Here is an 18,741-nt window from a genome sequence, read left to right as displayed (position 1 = left end):
ATGACTATGACCACGGCCACGGAAAGCCTGTTGGGGGAATCCAACGCATTTCTCGAGATCATTGAGCAGGCCTCCCGCCTGGCGCCGCTGCGCAAGCCCGTGCTGATCATCGGCGAACGGGGTACCGGCAAGGAGCTGATCGCCCACCGCCTACATTATCTCTCGGCGCGCTGGGATCAAAGCTTTGTCACCGTCAACTGCGCCACCCTGAGCGAGAGCCTGCTGGAGACCGAGCTGTTCGGCCACGAGGCGGGCTCCTTCACCGGCGCCGCCAAACGTCACCAGGGCCGCTTCGAGCGGGCCGACGGCGGCACCCTCTTCCTTGACGAGCTGGCCACCACCAGCGCCCGGGTGCAGGAGAAACTGCTGCGGGTCATCGAATACGGCGAGTTCGAGCGGGTGGGCGGCGCCAAGGCACTCAAGGTGGATGTGCGGCTGGTGTGCGCCACCAACGAGGATCTGCCGGCGCTGGCCGACAAGGGGCAATTTCGCCACGACCTGCTCGACCGGCTCGCTTTCGACGTCATCACCCTGCCCCCCCTGCGGGAGCGGCGCGACGATATTCTGATGCTGGCGGAGCACTTCGCCCACGGCATGACCCGGGAGCTCGGCTATCCGCTGTTTGCCGGCTTCTCGCGCAAGGCGACCCAGCTGCTGCTGGACTACCCCTGGCCAGGCAACGTGCGGGAGCTCAAAAACGTGGTGGAGCGCAGCATCTACCGCCAGGGCAACCCCCAGTTGCCGCTGGCCGAGCTGGTGCTCAACCCGTTCGATTCCCCCTGGCGGCCCTTGGCTCGCACCGACACCGCCGTGGCGCAGCCAAGCGAGGCGCAACCGGCGCCCCTTGCGGCCGCTGCCGCCCTGCCGCTGGACCTCAAACAGGCGGTGGCGGGCTACGAGATTAATTTACTCAAGCAAGCGCTGCAGCAATCCCAGTATAATCAGCGCAAAGCCGCCCAACTGCTGGCCCTGAGCTATCACCAGTTCCGCGGTATGCTGCGCAAATACCAGCTGCTGGACAGTGACAACGATGTGGAGTAATAACCCGGGCAGCCCGTGCCAGAGCGGCTTCCACCCCTTGCCGGCCCCATCGCCAGCAACTTCGTATAAAAACATGGTTCGACAATGAGAATGCTCAAACCCCTGCTGCTTGGTGTGCTGGTGCTGCTCACCGGTTGTCACAAACAGGATGACGCGTCCAGGACGGGACTCATCTATTGTGCGGAAGGCTCGCCCCAGACCTTCAATCCCCAGGTATCCAACTCGGGGGTGACCCTGGATGCCAGCTCGCGCCCCCTCTATGACCGCCTGCTGGAGGTGAATCCCAACACCCTGGCGCTCGAAGGCGGACTCGCCACCCGCTGGCAGGTGAGCGAGGATGGCCTCTCCTATACCCTGACCCTGCGCCAGGGGGTGACCTTTCACCACACGCCCTGGTTCAACCCCTCCCGCCCCCTCAACGCCGACGACGTGGTGTTCACCTGGCAGCGGCTGCTCAACAAGCTGCACCCCTATCACGAGGTGTCCGGCGGCGAGTACCCCTACTTCTACAGCCTGGGGCTGGATCAGCTGATCAAGCGGGTCTACCGGAAGGGGGCCGATAACGTCGTGTTCGAGCTCAACCGGCCGGATGCCTCCTTCCTCGCCACCCTGGCCAGCGACTACGCCATCGTGCTCTCCGCCGAGTATGCAGAGCAGTTGCAAAAGGCCGGCACCCCGGGACTCATCGACAGCCGCCCGGTGGGCACAGGGCCGTTCAGCTTCAAGGAGTATCGCCACAACGAATACGTGCGCTATCTGCGCCACCCCGGTTACTGGGGCGGCGAGGCCAAGATTGAGCAGCTCATCTACGACATCACCCCCAAATCCTCCAAGCGGCTGGCCAAGCTGCTGACCGGCGAGTGCGACGTGATGAGTACCCCCTCCGCCAGCCAGCTGTCGGTGATCGACAAGGATCCCGACCTCAGCCTGGCGGTGCAGTCCGGCATGAACGTCGCCTTCCTCGCCCTCAACACCCGCAAGGCACCGTTCAACAAGGTGCTGGTGCGCCAGGCCATCGCCAGCGCCATCAACATCGACAACCTGCTGCAGGCGGTCTATTTCGAGACGGGCCAGCCCGCCAACAGCCTGCTGCCGCCGCTCTCCTGGGGTTACAACCCCTCCCTGCCGATGCGCCAGCCGGATCTCAAGCGGGCGCGCCAGCTGCTCAAGGAGGCGGGACTGGCACAAGGCTTCGAGATGCAGGTGCTGGTGCAGCCGGGCTCGCGCGCCTACAACCCGGATGCCCTCAAGACCGCCCAGCTTATGCGAAGCGATCTGGCCAAGATCGGCATCAAGCTCAAAATCGTGCAGCAGGAGTGGCCGGTCATCGAGGCCCGCCTCGCACAGGGTCAGTACGACAGTCTGCTCAGCGGCTGGATCGCCGACAACGCAGACCCGGACAACTTCTTTCGCCAGCTGCTGAGCTGCGCCGCCGTCGAGCGCGGCAACAACTACAGCCGCTGGTGCAGCCCGGCATTTGATCAGCTGCTGGACGACGCGGTGACCACGCCCCAGCTGGCGTTTCGGCTGCGCAACTACTATTACGCCCAGACCCTGCTCAACGAACAGATGCCGCTCATTCCGCTGGCCCATGCCCTGCGTACCCAGGTCAGCCGCAGCGACATCGAGGGGCTCTCCCTGATGCCCTTTGGCGGCACCGTCTTCAACCAGGCCTATCGGGAGTAAGCATGTTTCTCTATATCCTGCGTCGCATCAATCTGCTGCTCATCACCCTGCTGGCGCTGACCTTCGTCGCCTACCTGCTGGACGTGCGCCTCATCGGCCAGCAAGCCAGCTTCTGGAGCGGCTACCCCGACTTCCTGCGTCGCATTCTGGACGGGGATCTGGGGCTCTCCAGCGTCTCCGGCCTGCCGGTGCTGGACGAGATCCGCCACTATTTCCCCGCCACCCTGATCCTCTGCGGGGCGGCCTTCGCCATCTCGCTGCTGGTGGGCATTCCGCTCGGCACCCTGGCGGCCCTCTCCCAGGGCAAGCCGCTCGATCTCACCATCATGACCGCCGGCCTCATCGGTTACGCGGTGCCGGTGTTCTGGCTGGCGCTGCTGGTGGTGATGTTCTTCTCGCTGGAGCTGGGCTGGCTGCCCGCTTCGGGCCAGATAAGCCTGCTCTATGACGTGCCCTCCATCACCGGCATCGCCCTCATCGACGTCTTGATGAGCCACGAGCCCTGGCGCCAGGCCGCCCTGCACGACGCCCTGCGCCACCTGATCCTGCCCTCGCTGGTGCTGGCGGTGGTGCCCACCACCGAGGTGATCCGCCACGTGCGCAGCTCCCTCATCGACGTGATGAAGCAGAACTACATCAAGGCGGCGGCCAGCCGCGGCCTCTCCCGCCGCCAGATCGTCTGGCGCCACGGCCTCAAGAACGCCCTGCCGCCGGTGCTGCCGCTGCTGGGCCTGCAGCTGGGCAGCGTGCTCACCTCCGCCATGATCACCGAGGTGGTGTTCGAGTGGCACGGCATCGGCCGCTGGCTCATCAACAGCATCGCCCTGCAGGACTACGCCGCCATCCGCGGCGCCACCCTGGTGGTGGCCAGCTTCGTCATCTTCATCAGCGTCAGCACTGAGCTGCTCACCACCATCATCTACCCGGCGCGGCGCAAAGAACTCTATGCAAAACAAGACTGAACGTGCTCATGGCATGACCCGGAGCCAGGAATCCTATGCAAGACAAGACTAGCCTCTACCCCGAGCTCAAGATCCTCTCGCCGCTGGAGCAGACCTGGGCCTCCTATCGCCGCAATCCGCTGGCGATGGCAGGGCTCTGGTGCTTCGTGATCCTGCTGCTGATCACCCTGCTCGGCCCGCTGGTGGTGCCCTACGGCATCGACGAGCAGCACAGCTCCCGCCTGCTGCTGGCCCCCTCCTGGGCCAACAGCGGCAACATCGACTACTTCCTCGGCACCGACGATCTGGGGCGCGACATCCTCTCCCGGCTGGTAGTCGGCGCCAGGCTCACCTTTGGCAACGCCCTGCTGGTGGTGGTGATAGCCATGGTGGTGGGCACCGCCATCGGCATCCTCGGCGGCATGAGCAAGGGGCTCAAGTCGAGCGTGCTGCACCACCTGCTCGATACCCTGCTCTCCATCCCCTCCCTGCTGCTGGCCATCATCATGGTGGCCATTCTGGGGCCGGGTCTGTTCAACACCCTGATCGCCATCACCCTGGCGCTGATCCCGCCCTTCATCCGGGCCACCTACAACGCGGTCCATACCGAGATGCAGAAGGAGTACATCATCGCCAGCCGGCTCGATGGCTCGCCCCCCTTGCGGATCATGCGCCTCGCCATTTTGCCGAACATAGTCGAGACCCTGGTGGCCCAGACCACCCGCACCCTGTCGGCGGCCATCCTCGACATCTCGGCGGTGGGCTTTCTCGGCCTCGGCGCCCAGTCACCGCAACCTGAGTGGGGCGCCATGCTGGCGGACTCCAGCGATCTCATCTACCTCGCCCCCTGGACCGTGACCCTGCCGGGCATGGCCATCCTGTTCAGCGTGCTGGTCACCAATCTAGTAGGTGAAGGTATTCGCGAAGCGCTCAAAGAGGGGAATGACTGATGCAATGCTCTGTGCCCAAGATAGGCATGCTCACCCTTGTCCCCTGCCCATTCCTGTACGGCGTGCAGGTCAACCCATCGCTGGTTGGCGAAGGCATTCGCGAAGCACTCAAAGAGGGGAACGACTGATGCCTCTGCTCGACATACGCAATCTCACCATCGAGATCGACACCCCGCAGGGCAAGGTCAAGGCGGTGGACAAGGTGAGCCTGACCCTGGCCGAGGGGGAGATCCGCGGCCTGGTGGGGGAATCCGGCTCCGGCAAGAGCCTGGTGGCCAAGGTGATCGTCGGCATCCAGAAGGACAACTGGACGGTGCGCGCCGACCGGATGCGCTTCAACGACATGGACCTGCTGACCATGGCGCCCCGCGAGCGGCGCCGCATCATGGGCCGCGAGATCGCCATGATCTTCCAGGACCCCATCAGCTGTCTCGACCCATCCGAGGAGATCGGCACCCAGCTGGAAGAGGCGATCCCGACCGACTCGTTCGAGGGGCAGTTCTGGCAGCGCTTCCAGTGGCGCAAGAAGAAGGCCATCGCCTTGCTGCACCGGGTCGGGGTCAAGGATCACCGCAAGGTGATGCGGGCCTACCCTCACGAGCTGTCGGACGGCATGTGCCAGAAGGTAATGATCGCCATGGCGATTGCCAACCAGCCGCGCCTGCTGGTGGCGGACGAGCCCACCAGCGCCATGGAGTCCACCACCCATTCGCAGATCCTGCGGCTGCTGGACAAGATGAACAAGCTGGGCAACACCACCATCCTCATCATCAGCAACGACATCGCCGCCATCGCCAACCTGACCGACACCATCAACGTGATGTATTGCGGCCAGATGGTGGAGGTGGGCACCCGGGAGCAGATCCTGGAGACCCCGCACCACCCCTATACCGATGCCCTGCTCAAGTCGATCCCCGACTTTGACAAGCTGGTGCGCCACAAGTCGCGCCTCGAGACCCTGCCCGGCGTCATTCCGCCGCTGCAGCACTTGCCCATCGGGTGCCGGCTCGGCCCCCGCTGCCCCTACGCCCAGAAGCAGTGCGTGCAGACGCCGCTGATGAGCAAGATCAAGGGGCACCAGTTCAGCTGCCACTTCCCGCTGAACATGGAAGAGCCCAAGAAGTGACGTCAATTTCGTATCAGTGCGTGACAGCGAGCCCTGTCACCAAGGAGTCAGGACAGTGATCGAACCCTCTCTGCTGCAGGTCCGGGGCCTGTGCAAGACCTATCAGAACCGCACCGGCCTGTTTCGACGCCGGGCGGTGGAAGCCATCAAGCCGCTCTCCTTTGATCTCGAGGTGGGCCAGACCCTGGCCATCGTCGGCGAGGCCGGCTCCGGCAAGAGCACCCTGGCCCGCATTCTGGCGGGCATGATAGAGCCGAGCGGTGGCGAGATCGCCATCGAGGGACAGCCGATGATCCATGGCGACTATCAGACCCGCTGCAAGCTGCTGCGGATGATCTTCCAGGACCCCAACTCCTCCCTCAATCGCAAGATCCGGGTCGGCCAGATCCTGGAGACGCCGCTGCGCCTCAACACCGAGATGACCGAGGAGGAGCGCCGCGACAAGGTGATACAGACCCTGCGCATGGTAGGCATGCTGGCGGATCACGCCCTCTTCTACCCGCAGATGCTCTCCGCCGGCCAGCAGCAGCGGGTGGCGCTGGCGCGAGCGCTGATCCTCAACCCCAAGATAGTGGTGGCCGACGAGGCGCTCTCTACCCTGGATATCTCGGTGCGCTCGCAGATCATCAACCTGCTGCTGGAGATGCAGGAGACCATGGGGCTCAGCTATGTGCTGGTGGCCAACGATCTGGGGGTGGTGAGCCACATCAGCGACGAAGTGCTGGTGATGCACGAAGGGCGGGTGGTGGAGCGCGGCAAGACCCTCAAGGTATTCGCCGATCCCCAGCACGAGGTGACCCGCCGCCTCATCCAGAACTACGACAACGAATACCGCCGCTGAGCCCTGCCCGGCGGCCTGCCGCCGGCCCTTTCCCGCCTTTCCGCTGCCCCGAAAATGAGACAAAAAAATCCCGGCTCAGAGGCCGGGAATTGCGCTCAAAAGTAAATGCGTCGCTCGTAGTAGGAACGCTGCAATGGTAGGCAGCCCCCTTCGCGTCAACAACTGTCAGATCTGACAGGAAGACCGCTATGGAACCTGAACTGCGGATCCGGCGAGCGGATCAGCTCCGCCTCCACCTGGCCGAAGAAGGCCACCCGCTCGCTGATGTCCTCCCCCGCATATTGCTCGGCCAGCGCCAGATAATCCTGATAGTGGCGCGCCTCTGAGCGCAGCAGCGACACGTAGAAGCGACCCAACTCCTCGTCCAAATGGGGTGCCAACTTGGCAAAACGCTCGCAGGAGCGCGCCTCTATGTAGGCGCCGATGATCAGCTTGTCGACTATGGTGGCGGGCTCGTGGGTGCGCACGTGCTGCATCAGGTTGCGCGCGTAGCGGGAGGCGGTCACCGGGCCGTAGGGGATGTCGCGGGCGGCCATCAGCTCCAGCACCTGCTCGAAGTGGTGCAGCTCCTCCTGAATGAGCCGCACCATGGGAAACAGCAGCGGATTGCGAGAGAGCTCCTCGAACACGGTGCGATCGGTCTCTCCCATGGTCCGCTTGCCGAGGATCTCGGCCTTCTCCGGAATGGCGTCCAGCTCCCGATAGAACTCCAGCTTGGGCAGCAGATGTCGCTTGCCCTTGGGCAGGCAATAGCGGCGCACCAGGCTGTGGGCGGTGAGCGCAGCCTTGTTCTCACAGTTGGCGTGATCGATGAGCAGGGTCGGCAGCTGGGCGGGATCCCGCGCCATCTCGATCCACGCATCCGGGGTCTCGCAGTGCAAAAACTGGCGCACGGGGGCTAGCAGGTCATCCATCTGAACTCTCGTCTGGTCGGGTTGATACGGCGGCGGCCCATGCTAGCGGATCCCGCCGCCACTGCCCATAGCTGCGGCTACAAACGCTGCTTTTTCAAGCAGATGCAGGGCCCTTTTCGGCAAGCGGAAACAACAATGGGGGCCTTGGCCCCCATCTCGTTGCAACACCTCAGCGTGGAAAACGTTTAACTGCCTTCGTTAAAAATTTCCAGGTTGCTGGTGCCTTCCTGCCACTCGCGCACCGCCTTGTTGTCATCGCTGCGCATGGCATTGAGGTGATCGAGGTAGGACTGATCCACGTCGGAAGTGACGTAGTGGCCGTTGAACACCGAAGTCTCGAAGTGACGCAGCTCGGGATTGATCTCCCGCACCGCCGCTTCCAGATCTTCCAGATCCTGGAAGATGAGGCCATCGGCGCCAATCAGTTTGCACACCTCTTCCACTTCCCGACCGTGAGCGATCAGCTCGTTGGCGGTGGGCATGTCGATGCCGTAGACGTTGGGGAAGCGAATTTCCGGTGCCGCCGAGGCGAAGTAGACCTTGGCCGCCCCCGCTTCACGGGCCATCTGGATGATCTGCTCGGAGGTGGTACCGCGCACTATGGAGTCGTCCACCAGCAACACCTTCTTGCCCTTGAACTCGGAGCTGATGGCGTTGAGCTTGCGACGCACCGACTTCTTGCGCTGGGTCTGGCCCGGCATGATGAAGGTACGGCCTATGTAGCGGTTCTTCACAAAGCCCTGACGGTACGGCAGATCCAGGGTGTGGGCGATTTCCAGCGCCACGTCGCAGGAGGTCTCGGGGATGGGGATAACCACGTCCACGTCGAGATCTTCCCACTCGCGGGCGATCTTCTGACCCAGCTTGCGACCCATGTTGAGGCGGGCGGCATAGACCGACACCTTGTCGATGCACGAATCAGGGCGAGCGAAGTAGACGTACTCGAAGATGCAGGAGCTCATCTGCGGGTTCTCCGCACACTGCTCGGAGAAGAGCTGGCCCTGCTCGGTGATGTAGATGGCCTCGCCCGGGGCGATGTCGCGCACCGTCTCGAAACCGATGGCATCGAGCGCCACGCTCTCGGAGGCGAGCATGTACTCCACCTGCCCCTGCTCGTCGACCCGGCGACCCAGGATCAGCGGGCGAATGCCGTTGGGGTCGCGAAAACCGATGAGGCCGTGGCCGATCACCAGAGAGACCACCGCATAGGCGCCGCGGATCTGCTGATGCACCTTGCGCACCGCAGCGAAGATATCCTCCGGTTGCAGGGCCATCTTGTCGCAGCGATCCAGCTCGTGGGCCAGCACGTTCAGCAGCACTTCGGAATCCGAGGTGGTGTTGATGTGGCGACGGGCCACCTTGAACTGCTGCTCCTTGAGCTCCTTGGCGTTGGTGAGGTTGCCGTTGTGGGCCAGCACCATGCCGTAGGGAGAGTTCACGTAAAAAGGCTGGGCTTCAGCGGCACTGGAGCTGCCTGCGGTGGGATATCTGACATGTCCTATGCCGATATGCCCTTTCAAGCGCTGCATGTGACGCACTTCAAACACGTCCTTCACCAGGCCGTTGGCCTTGCGTTGCCGGAAGTTTCCACTGTCAATGGTCACGATCCCGGCGGCATCCTGTCCCCTGTGCTGCAACACCGTCAAGGCGTCGTAGAGGGCCTGATTGACGGGGGTGGTGCCAACTATACCGACAATACCACACATGTCTTTGCTACCTCGAAGTCACTATACCTGTTTAAGAAAACTCGATGAGTTCAGCATGAACCCGAAGAACCACTGGATGACCGGCTTGAACTCGGGCACCAGCTTGGATGCCACCCACCAGTCGCTCTGGGAGAGGCTGGTGAAGGTATCCATGAAAAAAAGCAGGGCACTGACGATCAGTACCCCGCGAATTGCGCCAAAACAGATGCCGAGCACCCGGTCGGTGCCGGACAGCCCCGTCTTGTCCACCAGCAGCCCCACCACGTAGTTGACCACGCTGCCCAGGATCAGGGTCGCCACGAACAGGGCGGCGATGGCCAGGCCATTGCGCACCAGGGGATCGCTGAATGAGGTAAAGTAGACGGCGAGATCGGGATAGAAATGGCTGGCGATGAAGAAGGCGACGAACCAGGTGACGAGAGACATGGCCTCCTTGACGAAGCCGCGCACCAGGCTGATGAGAGCAGAGAAACCGACGATGCCGATGATGGCGTAATCAATCCAGACCATAGAAAAAGATGTCCTGCGAAATTGCGGCGCAGTCTAACAAAAACGATTGCGCAATGCTTGATAAAATTGTGTTACATGTTCAAAGAGGCGCCGGCAACGCAGATTTATTCACGATTAAAACGGTTGACCGGCGCCAGAATGCACAACGCCATGGCATGCCATGGCGTTGTCGTCTGCAATGAGTGCTTACCCGATGTGGGTCAGGCCGCCCATGTAGGATTGCAGCGCAGCCGGGATGGCGATGCGGCCATCTTCCTGCTGGTAGTTCTCCAGCACGGCCACCAGGGTGCGACCCACCGCCAGGCCAGAGCCGTTCAGGGTGTGCAGCAGCTGGGGCTTGCCATCGATGCGCACGCGAGCCTGCATGCGGCGCGCCTGGAAGTCGGTGCAGTTGGAGACGGAGGAGATCTCGCGATAGGTGTTCTGGGCCGGCAGCCACACTTCCAGATCGTAGGTCTTGGCAGCGCAGAAGCCCATGTCACCGGTGGAGAGTGCCATCACGCGATACGGCAGCTCCAGCAGTTGCAGTACCTTCTCGGCGTGACCCACCATCTCTTCCAGCGCGTCCCAGGATTTTTCCGGGTGCACCAGCTGTACCATCTCGACCTTGTCGAACTGGTGCATGCGGATGAGACCGCGGGTGTCACGGCCATAGGAGCCCGCTTCGGAGCGGAAGCAGGGGCTGTGGGCGGTCATCTTGATGGGCAGTTCCTGCTCGTCGAAGATCTCGTCGCGGGCCATGTTGGTGAGCGGCACTTCGGAGGTCGGGATCAGGGAGAACTTGCGAACCTTGCCCTCTTCTTCCCCTTCACCTTCGATGCCGGTATTGAAGAGATCCTGAGAGAACTTGGGCAGCTGACCGGTGCCGTACAGGCTGTCAGGGTTGACCAGGTAGGGCACGTAGCACTCGGTGTAACCGTGCTGCAGGGTGTGCAGGTCCAGCATGAACTGGGCCAGGGCGCGGTGCAGGCGGGCGATCTGGCCCTTCATCACCACGAAACGGGAACCGGAGAGCTTGACGCCGTTCTTGAAGTCAACGCCCTTGGCCGCTTCACCCAGATCGATGTGATCGCGCACCTGGAAACTGAACTCGCGCGGGGTACCCCAGCGGCGCACTTCTACGTTGTCGTTCTCGTCACGACCGACCGGAGTGGTGTCGCTCGGCAGGTTGGGGATGGCGTCGGCGATGGTCTTCAGCTCGGCCAGCAGGGCATCCAGCTCGACCTTGCTGGTCTCGAGCTCTTCGTTGATCTTGGAAACGATGGCCTTGAGCGGGGCAACATCTTCGCCGCGACGGGCAGCCTCACCGATGGATTTGGAGCGGGCGTTGCGCTCGGCCTGCAGCTCCTGGGTACGGGACTGCAGATCCTTGCGTTTCTCTTCCAGAGCATTGACAGCCGCTACGTCCAGAGCGTAGCCACGTGTCGCCAGACGAGCGGCGGCATCGTCGATGTCGCTGCGCAGATATTTGGGATCCAGCATGGTTTACCTACTTTTTTAAAATGGGATCTGGGCCTGAGTCATCATGACGGGCTGGGAAACAGATCCGGAAGTTAACATCGGTTGGCACACCCCTGTCGTCTTTTTGCATCGGGCCAACAAGAGCAAGCCTTCGAAATCAAGAAGATGGCACCAGGCCAAGACAAGCGGGGTCAGAGGGGCAGTGTATCAGACCGCCCCCCCGCCCGAACAGGGACTATTGCGCCCGTTTTGCCCTGTTTTCCGGGGGATGACGACCTGGATCAAATCGGCTGACCAATTAACGTGCAATCGGCCCGAATTGGTCAGGCAGAGGCGCGGCCACTCCCCTGCCCCGGCCGGTTATTTCTCCCGCTGGCGCGGGCTCTGCTTGTCCAGTTCGTGCAGGTAGTCGAGCTTCTGGCCGATCTGCTTCTCAAGGCCGCGATCGGTGGGCTGATAGTACTGCTTGCCAGCCAGCTCAGGTGGGAAGTACTGCTCGCCGGCGGCATAGGCGCCCGGCTCGTCGTGGGCATAGCGATACTCGGCGCCGTAGCCCAGCTCGCTCATCAGCCTGGTCGGCGCGTTGCGCAGGTGCGGCGGCACCTCGAAGTCCGGCAGGTTTTTGGCATCATGAAGCGCCGCCTTCCAGGCGGTGTAGACCGCATTGCTCTTGGGGGCGCAGGCGAGGTAGACGATCGCCTGGGCGATGGCCCGCTCCCCTTCCGCCGGGCCGATGCGATGGAAACAGTCCCAGGCCGAGAGCGCCACCTGCATGGCACGGGGATCGGCGTTGCCCACATCCTCTGAGGCAATCGCCAGCAGCCGGCGCGCAATATAGAGCGGATCGCAACCGGCGCTCACCATGCGGGCATACCAATAGAGCGCCGCATCCGGCGCCGAGCCGCGAATGGACTTGTGTACCGCCGAGATGAGGTCGTAGAAGTGATCGCCCCCCTTGTCGAAGCGCGCCACGTGCTCCCCCACCACGGCGGCGAGCAGGCTGCTGTCGATCACCCGCGCCCCGGCACTGTCGGTTTCGGCCATGTCGGCCAACAGCTCCAGATAGTTGAGGGACTTGCGCCCATCCCCGTCCACGGCTTTCGCCAGCGCCTCCTTCACCCCGGGGGCGAAGGCAAGGCTCGGGTCATTGAGGCCACGGGGGTCCTGCATCGCCTGATCGATCATGGCGAGGATATCCAGCTCCTCCAGCCGTTTGAGCAGATAGACCCGGGCCCGGGAGAGCAGAGCGTTGTTGAGTTCGAACGAGGGGTTCTCGGTGGTGGCGCCGATGAAGGTGATGGTGCCGTCTTCGATGTGGGGCAGGAACACATCCTGCTGGCTCTTGTTGAAGCGGTGCACCTCGTCCACGAAGAGGATGGTGCGCACCCCGCGCCAGCTGTTCTCCTTGGCCTTGTCGATGGCGGCGCGGATCTCCTTGATGCCGGAGGTCACCGCCGAGAGCCGCTCCACCTCGGCATGGCAGTAGTGAGCAACCAGTTCTGCCAGCGTGGTCTTGCCGGTGCCAGGAGGGCCCCACAGGATCATGGAGTGGCAGTGGCCCGCCAGGATCGCCTTGCGCAGCGGTTTGTCGGGCCCGAGGATATGTTGCTGACCTATGTACTGCTCGAGGGTTTGCGGCCGCATCCGGGCCGCCAGCGGACGAAAGTCCGACGAGAAATCCAGCGATAAATTGCTCATCTGCATTGACCGTCAGGAAGGGTGCAGGCCGCCGTTGCCGGGCGGCCTGCCAATAAAGCCAGCGCCTGCTTGCGCATCAGCGCTGATCGTCCAGTGCGACCCCCGCAGGCGTCTTGAAAACAAATTCGTTGCCCTTGAGCGCCGGCTTGCGGTTGAAGTTGCTCAGGGTGAACTCGCTCCACTGCCCCTGGGCCTCTTTCACGTCGAAGCGGTTGATGTTGTTCTGACGGTCGAAGGTGATGCGAAAGGAGGCGATCAACTCGTCCTGGTTGCGGCTGGTGACTGTGTAGACATCCCCCTGCTGGGTCACGTCGTAGTTCTTCCAGAGCGAATCGTCGTTGCCGGCGATCAGCACGAAGGGGGTGTTGAGCACCGCATCCTTGAGCTTGAGCGCCGTCACCTGCTCGACGAAAGGATCGTAGATCCAGACATCCTTGCCATCGGCCACGATCAGGCTCTCGTCCGGCGTGGTGGTATGCCAGTTGAAACGGTTGGGACGCTGCACCAGCAGGGTACCGCCGGCACGCTGCAGCTCCTTGCCCTTGCTGTCATAGACCACCTGGGCAAACTTGGCGGAGAAGAGACTCACCCCCGCCAGTTTCTGCTTGAGATCGCTGGCCGCATCGGCCCACGCCTGGCTGCTGGCCACCAGCAGCACAGTGCCCACCAACAGTTGTTTTTTCATCACGCTTTTCATAACGGCTATCTCGATAAAAGGCCATGCCCGCAGAGGGCATGGCCAGGATGATAGAGGGGTGAGCCTTAGTCCCGCACCGGCGGCGGGGCCAGCACGTCGCGCTGACCATTGCCGCCCGGGGCGCTGACGATGCCCTGGTTTTCCATCTGTTCGATGAGACGGGCCGCCCGGTTGTAACCAATCTTGAACTTGCGCTGCACGCTGGAGGTGGAACCACGGCGCGACTCCACCACGAAGGCCACCGCCTCGTCGAACAGGGGGTCGAGCTCTTCGTCGTCACCACCGCCATATTCGCCGCTGCCGCCCTCGCCGCCCGACTCACCGGAGAGGATCTCCTCGATGTAGTTCGGCTCGCCGCGCAGTTTCCAGTCCGCCACCACCTTGTGCACCTCGTGGTCATCGACGAAGGCGCCGTGCACCCGGGTCGGGTTGGAGGTACCGGCCGGCATGTAGAGCATGTCGCCCATGCCGAGCAGGGATTCCGCACCGCCCTGGTCGATGATGGTACGGGAGTCGATCTTGCTCGACACCTGGAACGAGATACGGGTCGGGATGTTGGCCTTGATAAGACCGGTGATCACATCCACCGACGGACGCTGGGTCGCGAGAATGAGGTGAATACCGGCCGCCCGCGCCTTCTGGGCGATACGGGCGATGAGCTCCTCCACCTTCTTGCCGACGATCATCATCATGTCGGCAAACTCGTCCACCACCACCACGATATGGGGCAGTTTTTCCAGCTCAGGCGGCATCTGATCCATGGAGTCGCCCGGACGCCACAGCGGATCCAGCAGGGGGTCGCCCTCTTCGATGGCCGCCAGCACCTTGTCGTTGTAGCCCTTGAGGTTGCGCACCCCGACCGCCGACATCAGCTTGTAGCGACGCTCCATCTCGCCTACGCACCAGCGCAGGGCATTGGCGGCGTCCTTCATGTCGGTCACCACCTCGGTCAGCAGATGGGGGATCCCTTCGTAGACCGACAGCTCCAGCATCTTGGGGTCGATCATGATGAAGCGCAGATCGTCCGGCGTCGACTTGTAGAGCATGGAGATGATCATGGTGTTCACCCCCACCGACTTACCGGAACCTGTGGTACCAGCCACCAGCAGGTGGGGCATCTTGGCGAGGTTCACCACCACGGGTTCGCCGGCGATGTCCTGACCCAGGCCCATGGTGAGCGGGTTGCGGCTGCCCGAGAACGCCTCGCAGTCGAGGGTCTCGCGCAGGTAGACGGTCTGACGCACCCGGTTGGGCAGCTCGATCCCCACATAAGTCTTGCCCGGGATCACCTCCACCACCCGCACGCTGCTGGCCGACAGAGAACGGGCCAAGTCGCGGGAGAGGTTGGTGATCTTGCTCGCCTTCATACCGGGTGCCAGATCCAGCTCGAAGCGGGTGATGACGGGGCCCGGATAGACGCCCACCACCTTGGCCTGCACGTTGTAGTCGGCGAGTTTCGCCTCCACCAGCCGGCCCATACGCTCCAGCTCGTCCTTGCTCATCATCTGGGTCTTGGCGGGCGGACGGTCCAGCAGCTCGATGCTCGGTAAGGGGGGCAGTCCTGGTTGCAGACGGCGCTTGGGCTTGCCAGGAGTAGGGGCAGCCGGTGCCGGCGCCTCCTCATCCCCTTCGGCCCAGGGCAAGTCGAGATCATCGTCCTCGTCATCGGCCGTCACCAGCGCGGGCTGACGACGGACGCCGGCAGCGGCGGTCCGCTTGGTGCGGGTAACCGGCGCAGGCGCGTCATCATCGTCGTCGTCAAACTGCGGATCGAACTGGAAGGTATCCTCGTCGAGCTCGGGCAGCCACTCCTCGGACTTGGCCTTCTGGCCCTTGGCGGCCACCTTCTCCTTAGGACGACGGGTCCAGCCGGTATGTGGCTCATCCTCCTCGTCGTCACCCAGCTCGATGGCACCCACGCCCCCTTCCAGCAGGGGATCCGGCCCCTCGTAACGGGGCTGGCGCCAGCCACCGGTGAGCCAGCGGCCCAGGGTGGCAGGAAAGTGATAAACGGCGCTGACCGAGCCGGTGCAGGCGGCACCGATCCGCTCGACGATGGTGAGCCAGGACCAGCCGGTAAACAGGGTGATGCCGGTGGCCACGAAGCAGAGCAGCAGCAGGTTGGCCCCGACGCCGCCAAACAGCGGCACCACGGCGGAGGAGATAACATCCCCCACCAGACCGCCGGCGGAGAAGTTCTGCAGATCATTGAAGTTCATGCTGGCGATGGCGGACATGCCGAGCACGGTCAGGATGAAACCGACGATGCGCACCGACAGGGTAAGGTAGTCCACATCGAGCAGGCGGCTCGGGCGCCAGAACAGGCTCCAGCCAAGCAGCACGACCAGGGGGGGCACCAGGTAGGAGAAAGCCCCGAAGGTAAACATGGTGATATCGGCGAGCCAGGCCCCCGCGCTGCCGGCGAGGTTCTTCACCTCCCCTTGCCAGGAGGTCTGGGACCAACCGGGATCGGCGGGGTGGTAGGACAACAGGGCAAGCAAGAGATAGGCAGCCATCAGGGTGATGGCGATCAAGACGGCTTCGAAGATCCGTTGTGTACCTGATAAAGGAGTAAACAGCTTTTTATCGGCCAAACTCCGGCTCCTTTCTGAAAACATGTAATGCAGGGGGATAAGGGGGCCTAGTATCCCTGAAAAGCCCACCGGTTGTCAGCCAGTGCCCGATGTGCCGACCGTATTCACAACCGGCACGATAAGAAGAAACGAGCGGACCGGCCGCTCGTTTCTGAATGTCGTGACTTGTCGCAAGGCTGGCAAGCCACAGCATAACCCAACTCAACGGGTGCTGATCACCAGCCGACTGCTCTGTTTGACCTCTTCCATCACCACGTAGGTGCGGGTGTCGTTGACGCCGGGCAAACGCAGCAGGGTTTCCCCCAGCAAGCGGCGGTAGGCCGACATGTCGCTGACTCGGGTCTTGAGCAGATAGTCGAAATCACCGGAGACCAGATGGCACTCCTGGATCTCTTCGAGCACCTGAACAGCCTTGTTGAACTGTTCAAATACATCCGGGGCACCGCGATTGAGAGTAATTTCCACGAATACCAGCAGAGACGCATCCAGATAATGAGGGTTCAGAATGGCGGCATATCCTTCAATATACCCTTGTCGCTCGAGGCGACGAACCCGTTCCAGACACGGTGTGGGACTCAGGCCAACACGTTTGGACAACTCAACGTTCGAAATTCTGCCATCCTTTTGCAGCTCATTCAGAATGTTGCGGTCAATCCTGTCCAAATCCTTTAGCCGACTCTTAGCTTCCATCATTTATTCCATCCTTTGGCTATTTTTTGGTAAGAATCACCAGTCATTTTATAATTATGGTCACAAATCCTGTCAATACCTGAATATGCTAGGCGCAAATGTTGCTGAAAATAACTGCAACACAAAACACCAATCGATAGTCGAGGGATAGCATGATTATCGGTGTACCTGAAGAAATAAAAAACCATGAATACCGCTTAGGCATGGTTCTGGCCAGTGTACGTTAACTAACAGCACGAAACCATACCGTTTTCGCCCAAAGCGGCGCAGGAAGCGGCAATGAGTTTGCCAATGCAGATTATCACGCTGCCACTGCTGCTATTTTGTCCTGCATCGCCGATCTTTTCGCCAAGGCAGAGTCACCACAACGATCAGCCAAGGCCGCCAAGCCGGCTGCAGCCCTCTCGTGTTTCCCTCCTTTCTATAGATATGCACCTCACCACCCCAGCGTGTTTTGCATCCGACATGCCATAACGAGGGCGTTTCTTCGGCAAGAGAGCCCAGGCCCCTCCCCCAAGCAGCACCGCCGAAGCGACCCTCGCTGACAACCGGGCCTCTTGGTGAGCCCCATCGCAGCCAAATTGCCCCACCCACGGCGGGCCCCATTGCGCCAGAAGCTGTCAATCCTGGCGAGCTTGTCTCCATGTGAGCGGGGTCCGGTTCACTTGTGCCTGCAATCCAGTACGCATGAGCCCCACTCCTCTTGTTGTCGGCCGTGGGGCCACCAGGCATTGCTCGCCCGGGCCCATGACGACAGCCAGGGACAACCCGTGACAAACAACCCGTGACAAGAGAGCGCTTCCCCTTCATGAAGGGCCTTGAGGCCGATTGATGCAATCGACGCACTGGCCTTTGACCCCATATCACGAATTACCTACAATCGCGCAAACTCATCACGTCTCGGAAATCACATCATGAGCCAAGTCACTCATAGCAAACTGCTGATCCTGGGCTCCGGCCCGGCTGGTTACACCGCGGCTGTCTACGCCGCCCGTGCCAACCTCAATCCGCTGCTCATCACCGGCATGCAGCAAGGCGGTCAGCTGACTACCACCACCGAAGTGGAGAACTGGCCCGGTGACCCCGAGGGTCTGACCGGTCCGGCCCTGATGGAACGCATGAAAGAGCATGCGGAGAAGTTCGATACCCGCATCCTGTTCGATCACATCAATGAAGTGGAGCTGACCCAGCGTCCGTTCCGCCTCAAGGGCGACAACGGCGAATACACCTGTGATGCGCTGATCATCGCGACCGGCGCCTCTGCCAAGTATCTGGGCCTGCCTTCCGAAGAGGCCTTCAAGGGCCGCGGCGTCTCCGCCTGCGCCACCTGTGACGGCTTCTTCTATCGCAACCAGGAAGTGGCCGTGGTCGGCGGCGGCAACACCGCCGTGGAAGAGGCACTCTATCTGGCCAACATCGCCAAGAAGGTGCACCTGATCCATCGCCGCGACGAGTTCCGCGCCGAGAAGATCCTGATCAAGCGCCTGCACGACAAGGTTGCCAGCGGCAACATCGTGCTGCACACCCACCAGACCCTGGACGAAGTGCTGGGTGACGACATGGGGGTGACCGGTGTACGCCTGCGCAACACCCTGAACGATACCACCCAGGATCTGCCGCTGATGGGGGTATTCATCGCCATCGGTCACCAGCCCAACACCCAGATCTTCGACGGCCAGCTGGAGATGCAGAACGGCTATCTGAAGGTGCGTGGCGGCCTCGACGGCTTTGCCACCCAGACCAGCATCGAAGGGGTTTTTGCCGCCGGTGACGTGGCTGACCACACCTACCGTCAGGCCATCACCTCCGCCGGTACCGGCTGTATGGCCGCCCTCGATGCAGAGCGTTATCTGGACGCGCAATAAGCACAAGGGATATAAAAGGCA

Annotated in this window: 15 protein-coding genes; 7 read left to right on the top strand and 8 right to left on the bottom strand. The window is 62.2% G+C overall.

What is annotated here, in order from left to right:
- Positions 1-6: 6 nt before the first annotated feature.
- The 6 genes from pspF to ACB033_RS16060 all read left to right on the top strand — a co-directional run bounded on the left by pspF (position 7) and on the right by ACB033_RS16060 (position 6,585).
- Entirely contained in the window at positions 7-1,041 is a 1,035-nt protein-coding gene (gene pspF / locus ACB033_RS16085; protein ID WP_371140617.1) for a phage shock protein operon transcriptional activator, read from the top strand.
- Between the two features lie 90 nt (positions 1,042-1,131).
- A complete protein-coding gene (gene sapA / locus ACB033_RS16080) occupies positions 1,132-2,727 on the top strand; it encodes an ABC transporter substrate-binding protein SapA (protein WP_162518923.1) in 1,596 nt (531 codons plus the stop codon).
- A 2-nt stretch (positions 2,728-2,729) separates the two neighbouring features.
- The gene (locus ACB033_RS16075; RefSeq protein ID WP_005300071.1) at positions 2,730-3,689 is read left to right on the top strand and encodes an ABC transporter permease subunit; all 960 of its coding nucleotides are present in this window, start codon (positions 2,730-2,732) and stop codon (positions 3,687-3,689) included.
- A gap of 35 nt (positions 3,690-3,724) precedes the next feature.
- On the top strand, positions 3,725-4,618 hold the full coding sequence (locus tag ACB033_RS16070) for an ABC transporter permease subunit (RefSeq protein ID WP_005300069.1): 894 nt from the start codon (positions 3,725-3,727) through the stop codon (positions 4,616-4,618).
- Positions 4,619-4,745: 127 nt separating this feature from the next.
- Complete coding sequence (locus ACB033_RS16065; protein WP_005300065.1) at positions 4,746-5,744, top strand: oligopeptide/dipeptide ABC transporter ATP-binding protein; 999 nt, start codon at positions 4,746-4,748, stop codon at positions 5,742-5,744.
- Positions 5,745-5,799: 55 nt separating this feature from the next.
- Complete coding sequence (locus tag ACB033_RS16060) at positions 5,800-6,585, top strand: ATP-binding cassette domain-containing protein (RefSeq protein WP_005300064.1); 786 nt, start codon at positions 5,800-5,802, stop codon at positions 6,583-6,585.
- Positions 6,586-6,740: 155 nt separating this feature from the next.
- On the opposite strand, the gene ACB033_RS16055 is transcribed toward ACB033_RS16060, so the two are convergent.
- The 8 genes from ACB033_RS16055 to lrp form a co-directional block, all read right to left on the bottom strand.
- Positions 6,741-7,499, bottom strand: coding sequence for a tRNA-(ms[2]io[6]A)-hydroxylase (locus ACB033_RS16055; protein ID WP_005300062.1), 759 nt, complete (start codon positions 7,497-7,499; stop codon positions 6,741-6,743).
- A gap of 185 nt (positions 7,500-7,684) precedes the next feature.
- Entirely contained in the window at positions 7,685-9,205 is a 1,521-nt protein-coding gene (purF, locus tag ACB033_RS16050) for an amidophosphoribosyltransferase (RefSeq protein WP_005300060.1), read from the bottom strand.
- Positions 9,206-9,226: 21 nt separating this feature from the next.
- Positions 9,227-9,715, bottom strand: coding sequence for a CvpA family protein (locus ACB033_RS16045; protein WP_005300057.1), 489 nt, complete (start codon positions 9,713-9,715; stop codon positions 9,227-9,229).
- A 186-nt stretch (positions 9,716-9,901) separates the two neighbouring features.
- Positions 9,902-11,197 carry a serine--tRNA ligase gene (gene serS / locus ACB033_RS16040; protein ID WP_010634209.1) on the bottom strand — a complete coding sequence of 432 codons (1,296 nt, stop codon included), beginning with the start codon at positions 11,195-11,197 and terminating at the stop codon, positions 9,902-9,904.
- A gap of 339 nt (positions 11,198-11,536) precedes the next feature.
- Positions 11,537-12,880: a replication-associated recombination protein A gene (locus tag ACB033_RS16035; RefSeq protein WP_139724167.1), complete on the bottom strand. Its 1,344-nt coding sequence runs from the start codon at positions 12,878-12,880 to the stop codon at positions 11,537-11,539.
- A gap of 70 nt (positions 12,881-12,950) precedes the next feature.
- Complete coding sequence (lolA, locus tag ACB033_RS16030) at positions 12,951-13,559, bottom strand: outer membrane lipoprotein chaperone LolA (protein WP_139724165.1); 609 nt, start codon at positions 13,557-13,559, stop codon at positions 12,951-12,953.
- Positions 13,560-13,636: 77 nt separating this feature from the next.
- The gene (locus ACB033_RS16025; RefSeq protein ID WP_139724163.1) at positions 13,637-16,165 is read right to left on the bottom strand and encodes a DNA translocase FtsK; all 2,529 of its coding nucleotides are present in this window, start codon (positions 16,163-16,165) and stop codon (positions 13,637-13,639) included.
- Positions 16,166-16,366: 201 nt separating this feature from the next.
- A complete protein-coding gene (gene lrp, locus ACB033_RS16020; RefSeq protein ID WP_005300047.1) occupies positions 16,367-16,858 on the bottom strand; it encodes a leucine-responsive transcriptional regulator Lrp in 492 nt (163 codons plus the stop codon).
- 911 nt (positions 16,859-17,769) lie between these two features.
- Here lrp and trxB point away from each other — a divergent pair.
- A complete protein-coding gene (gene trxB, locus ACB033_RS16015; RefSeq protein ID WP_139430721.1) occupies positions 17,770-18,720 on the top strand; it encodes a thioredoxin-disulfide reductase in 951 nt (316 codons plus the stop codon).
- Positions 18,721-18,741 lie beyond the last annotated feature (21 nt).

The sequence above is a fragment of the Aeromonas sp. S15(2024) genome (assembly GCF_041402265.1).
Classification (GTDB): domain Bacteria; phylum Pseudomonadota; class Gammaproteobacteria; order Enterobacterales; family Aeromonadaceae; genus Aeromonas; species Aeromonas dhakensis.
This window is presented reverse-complemented; position numbering and strand designations above follow the sequence as displayed.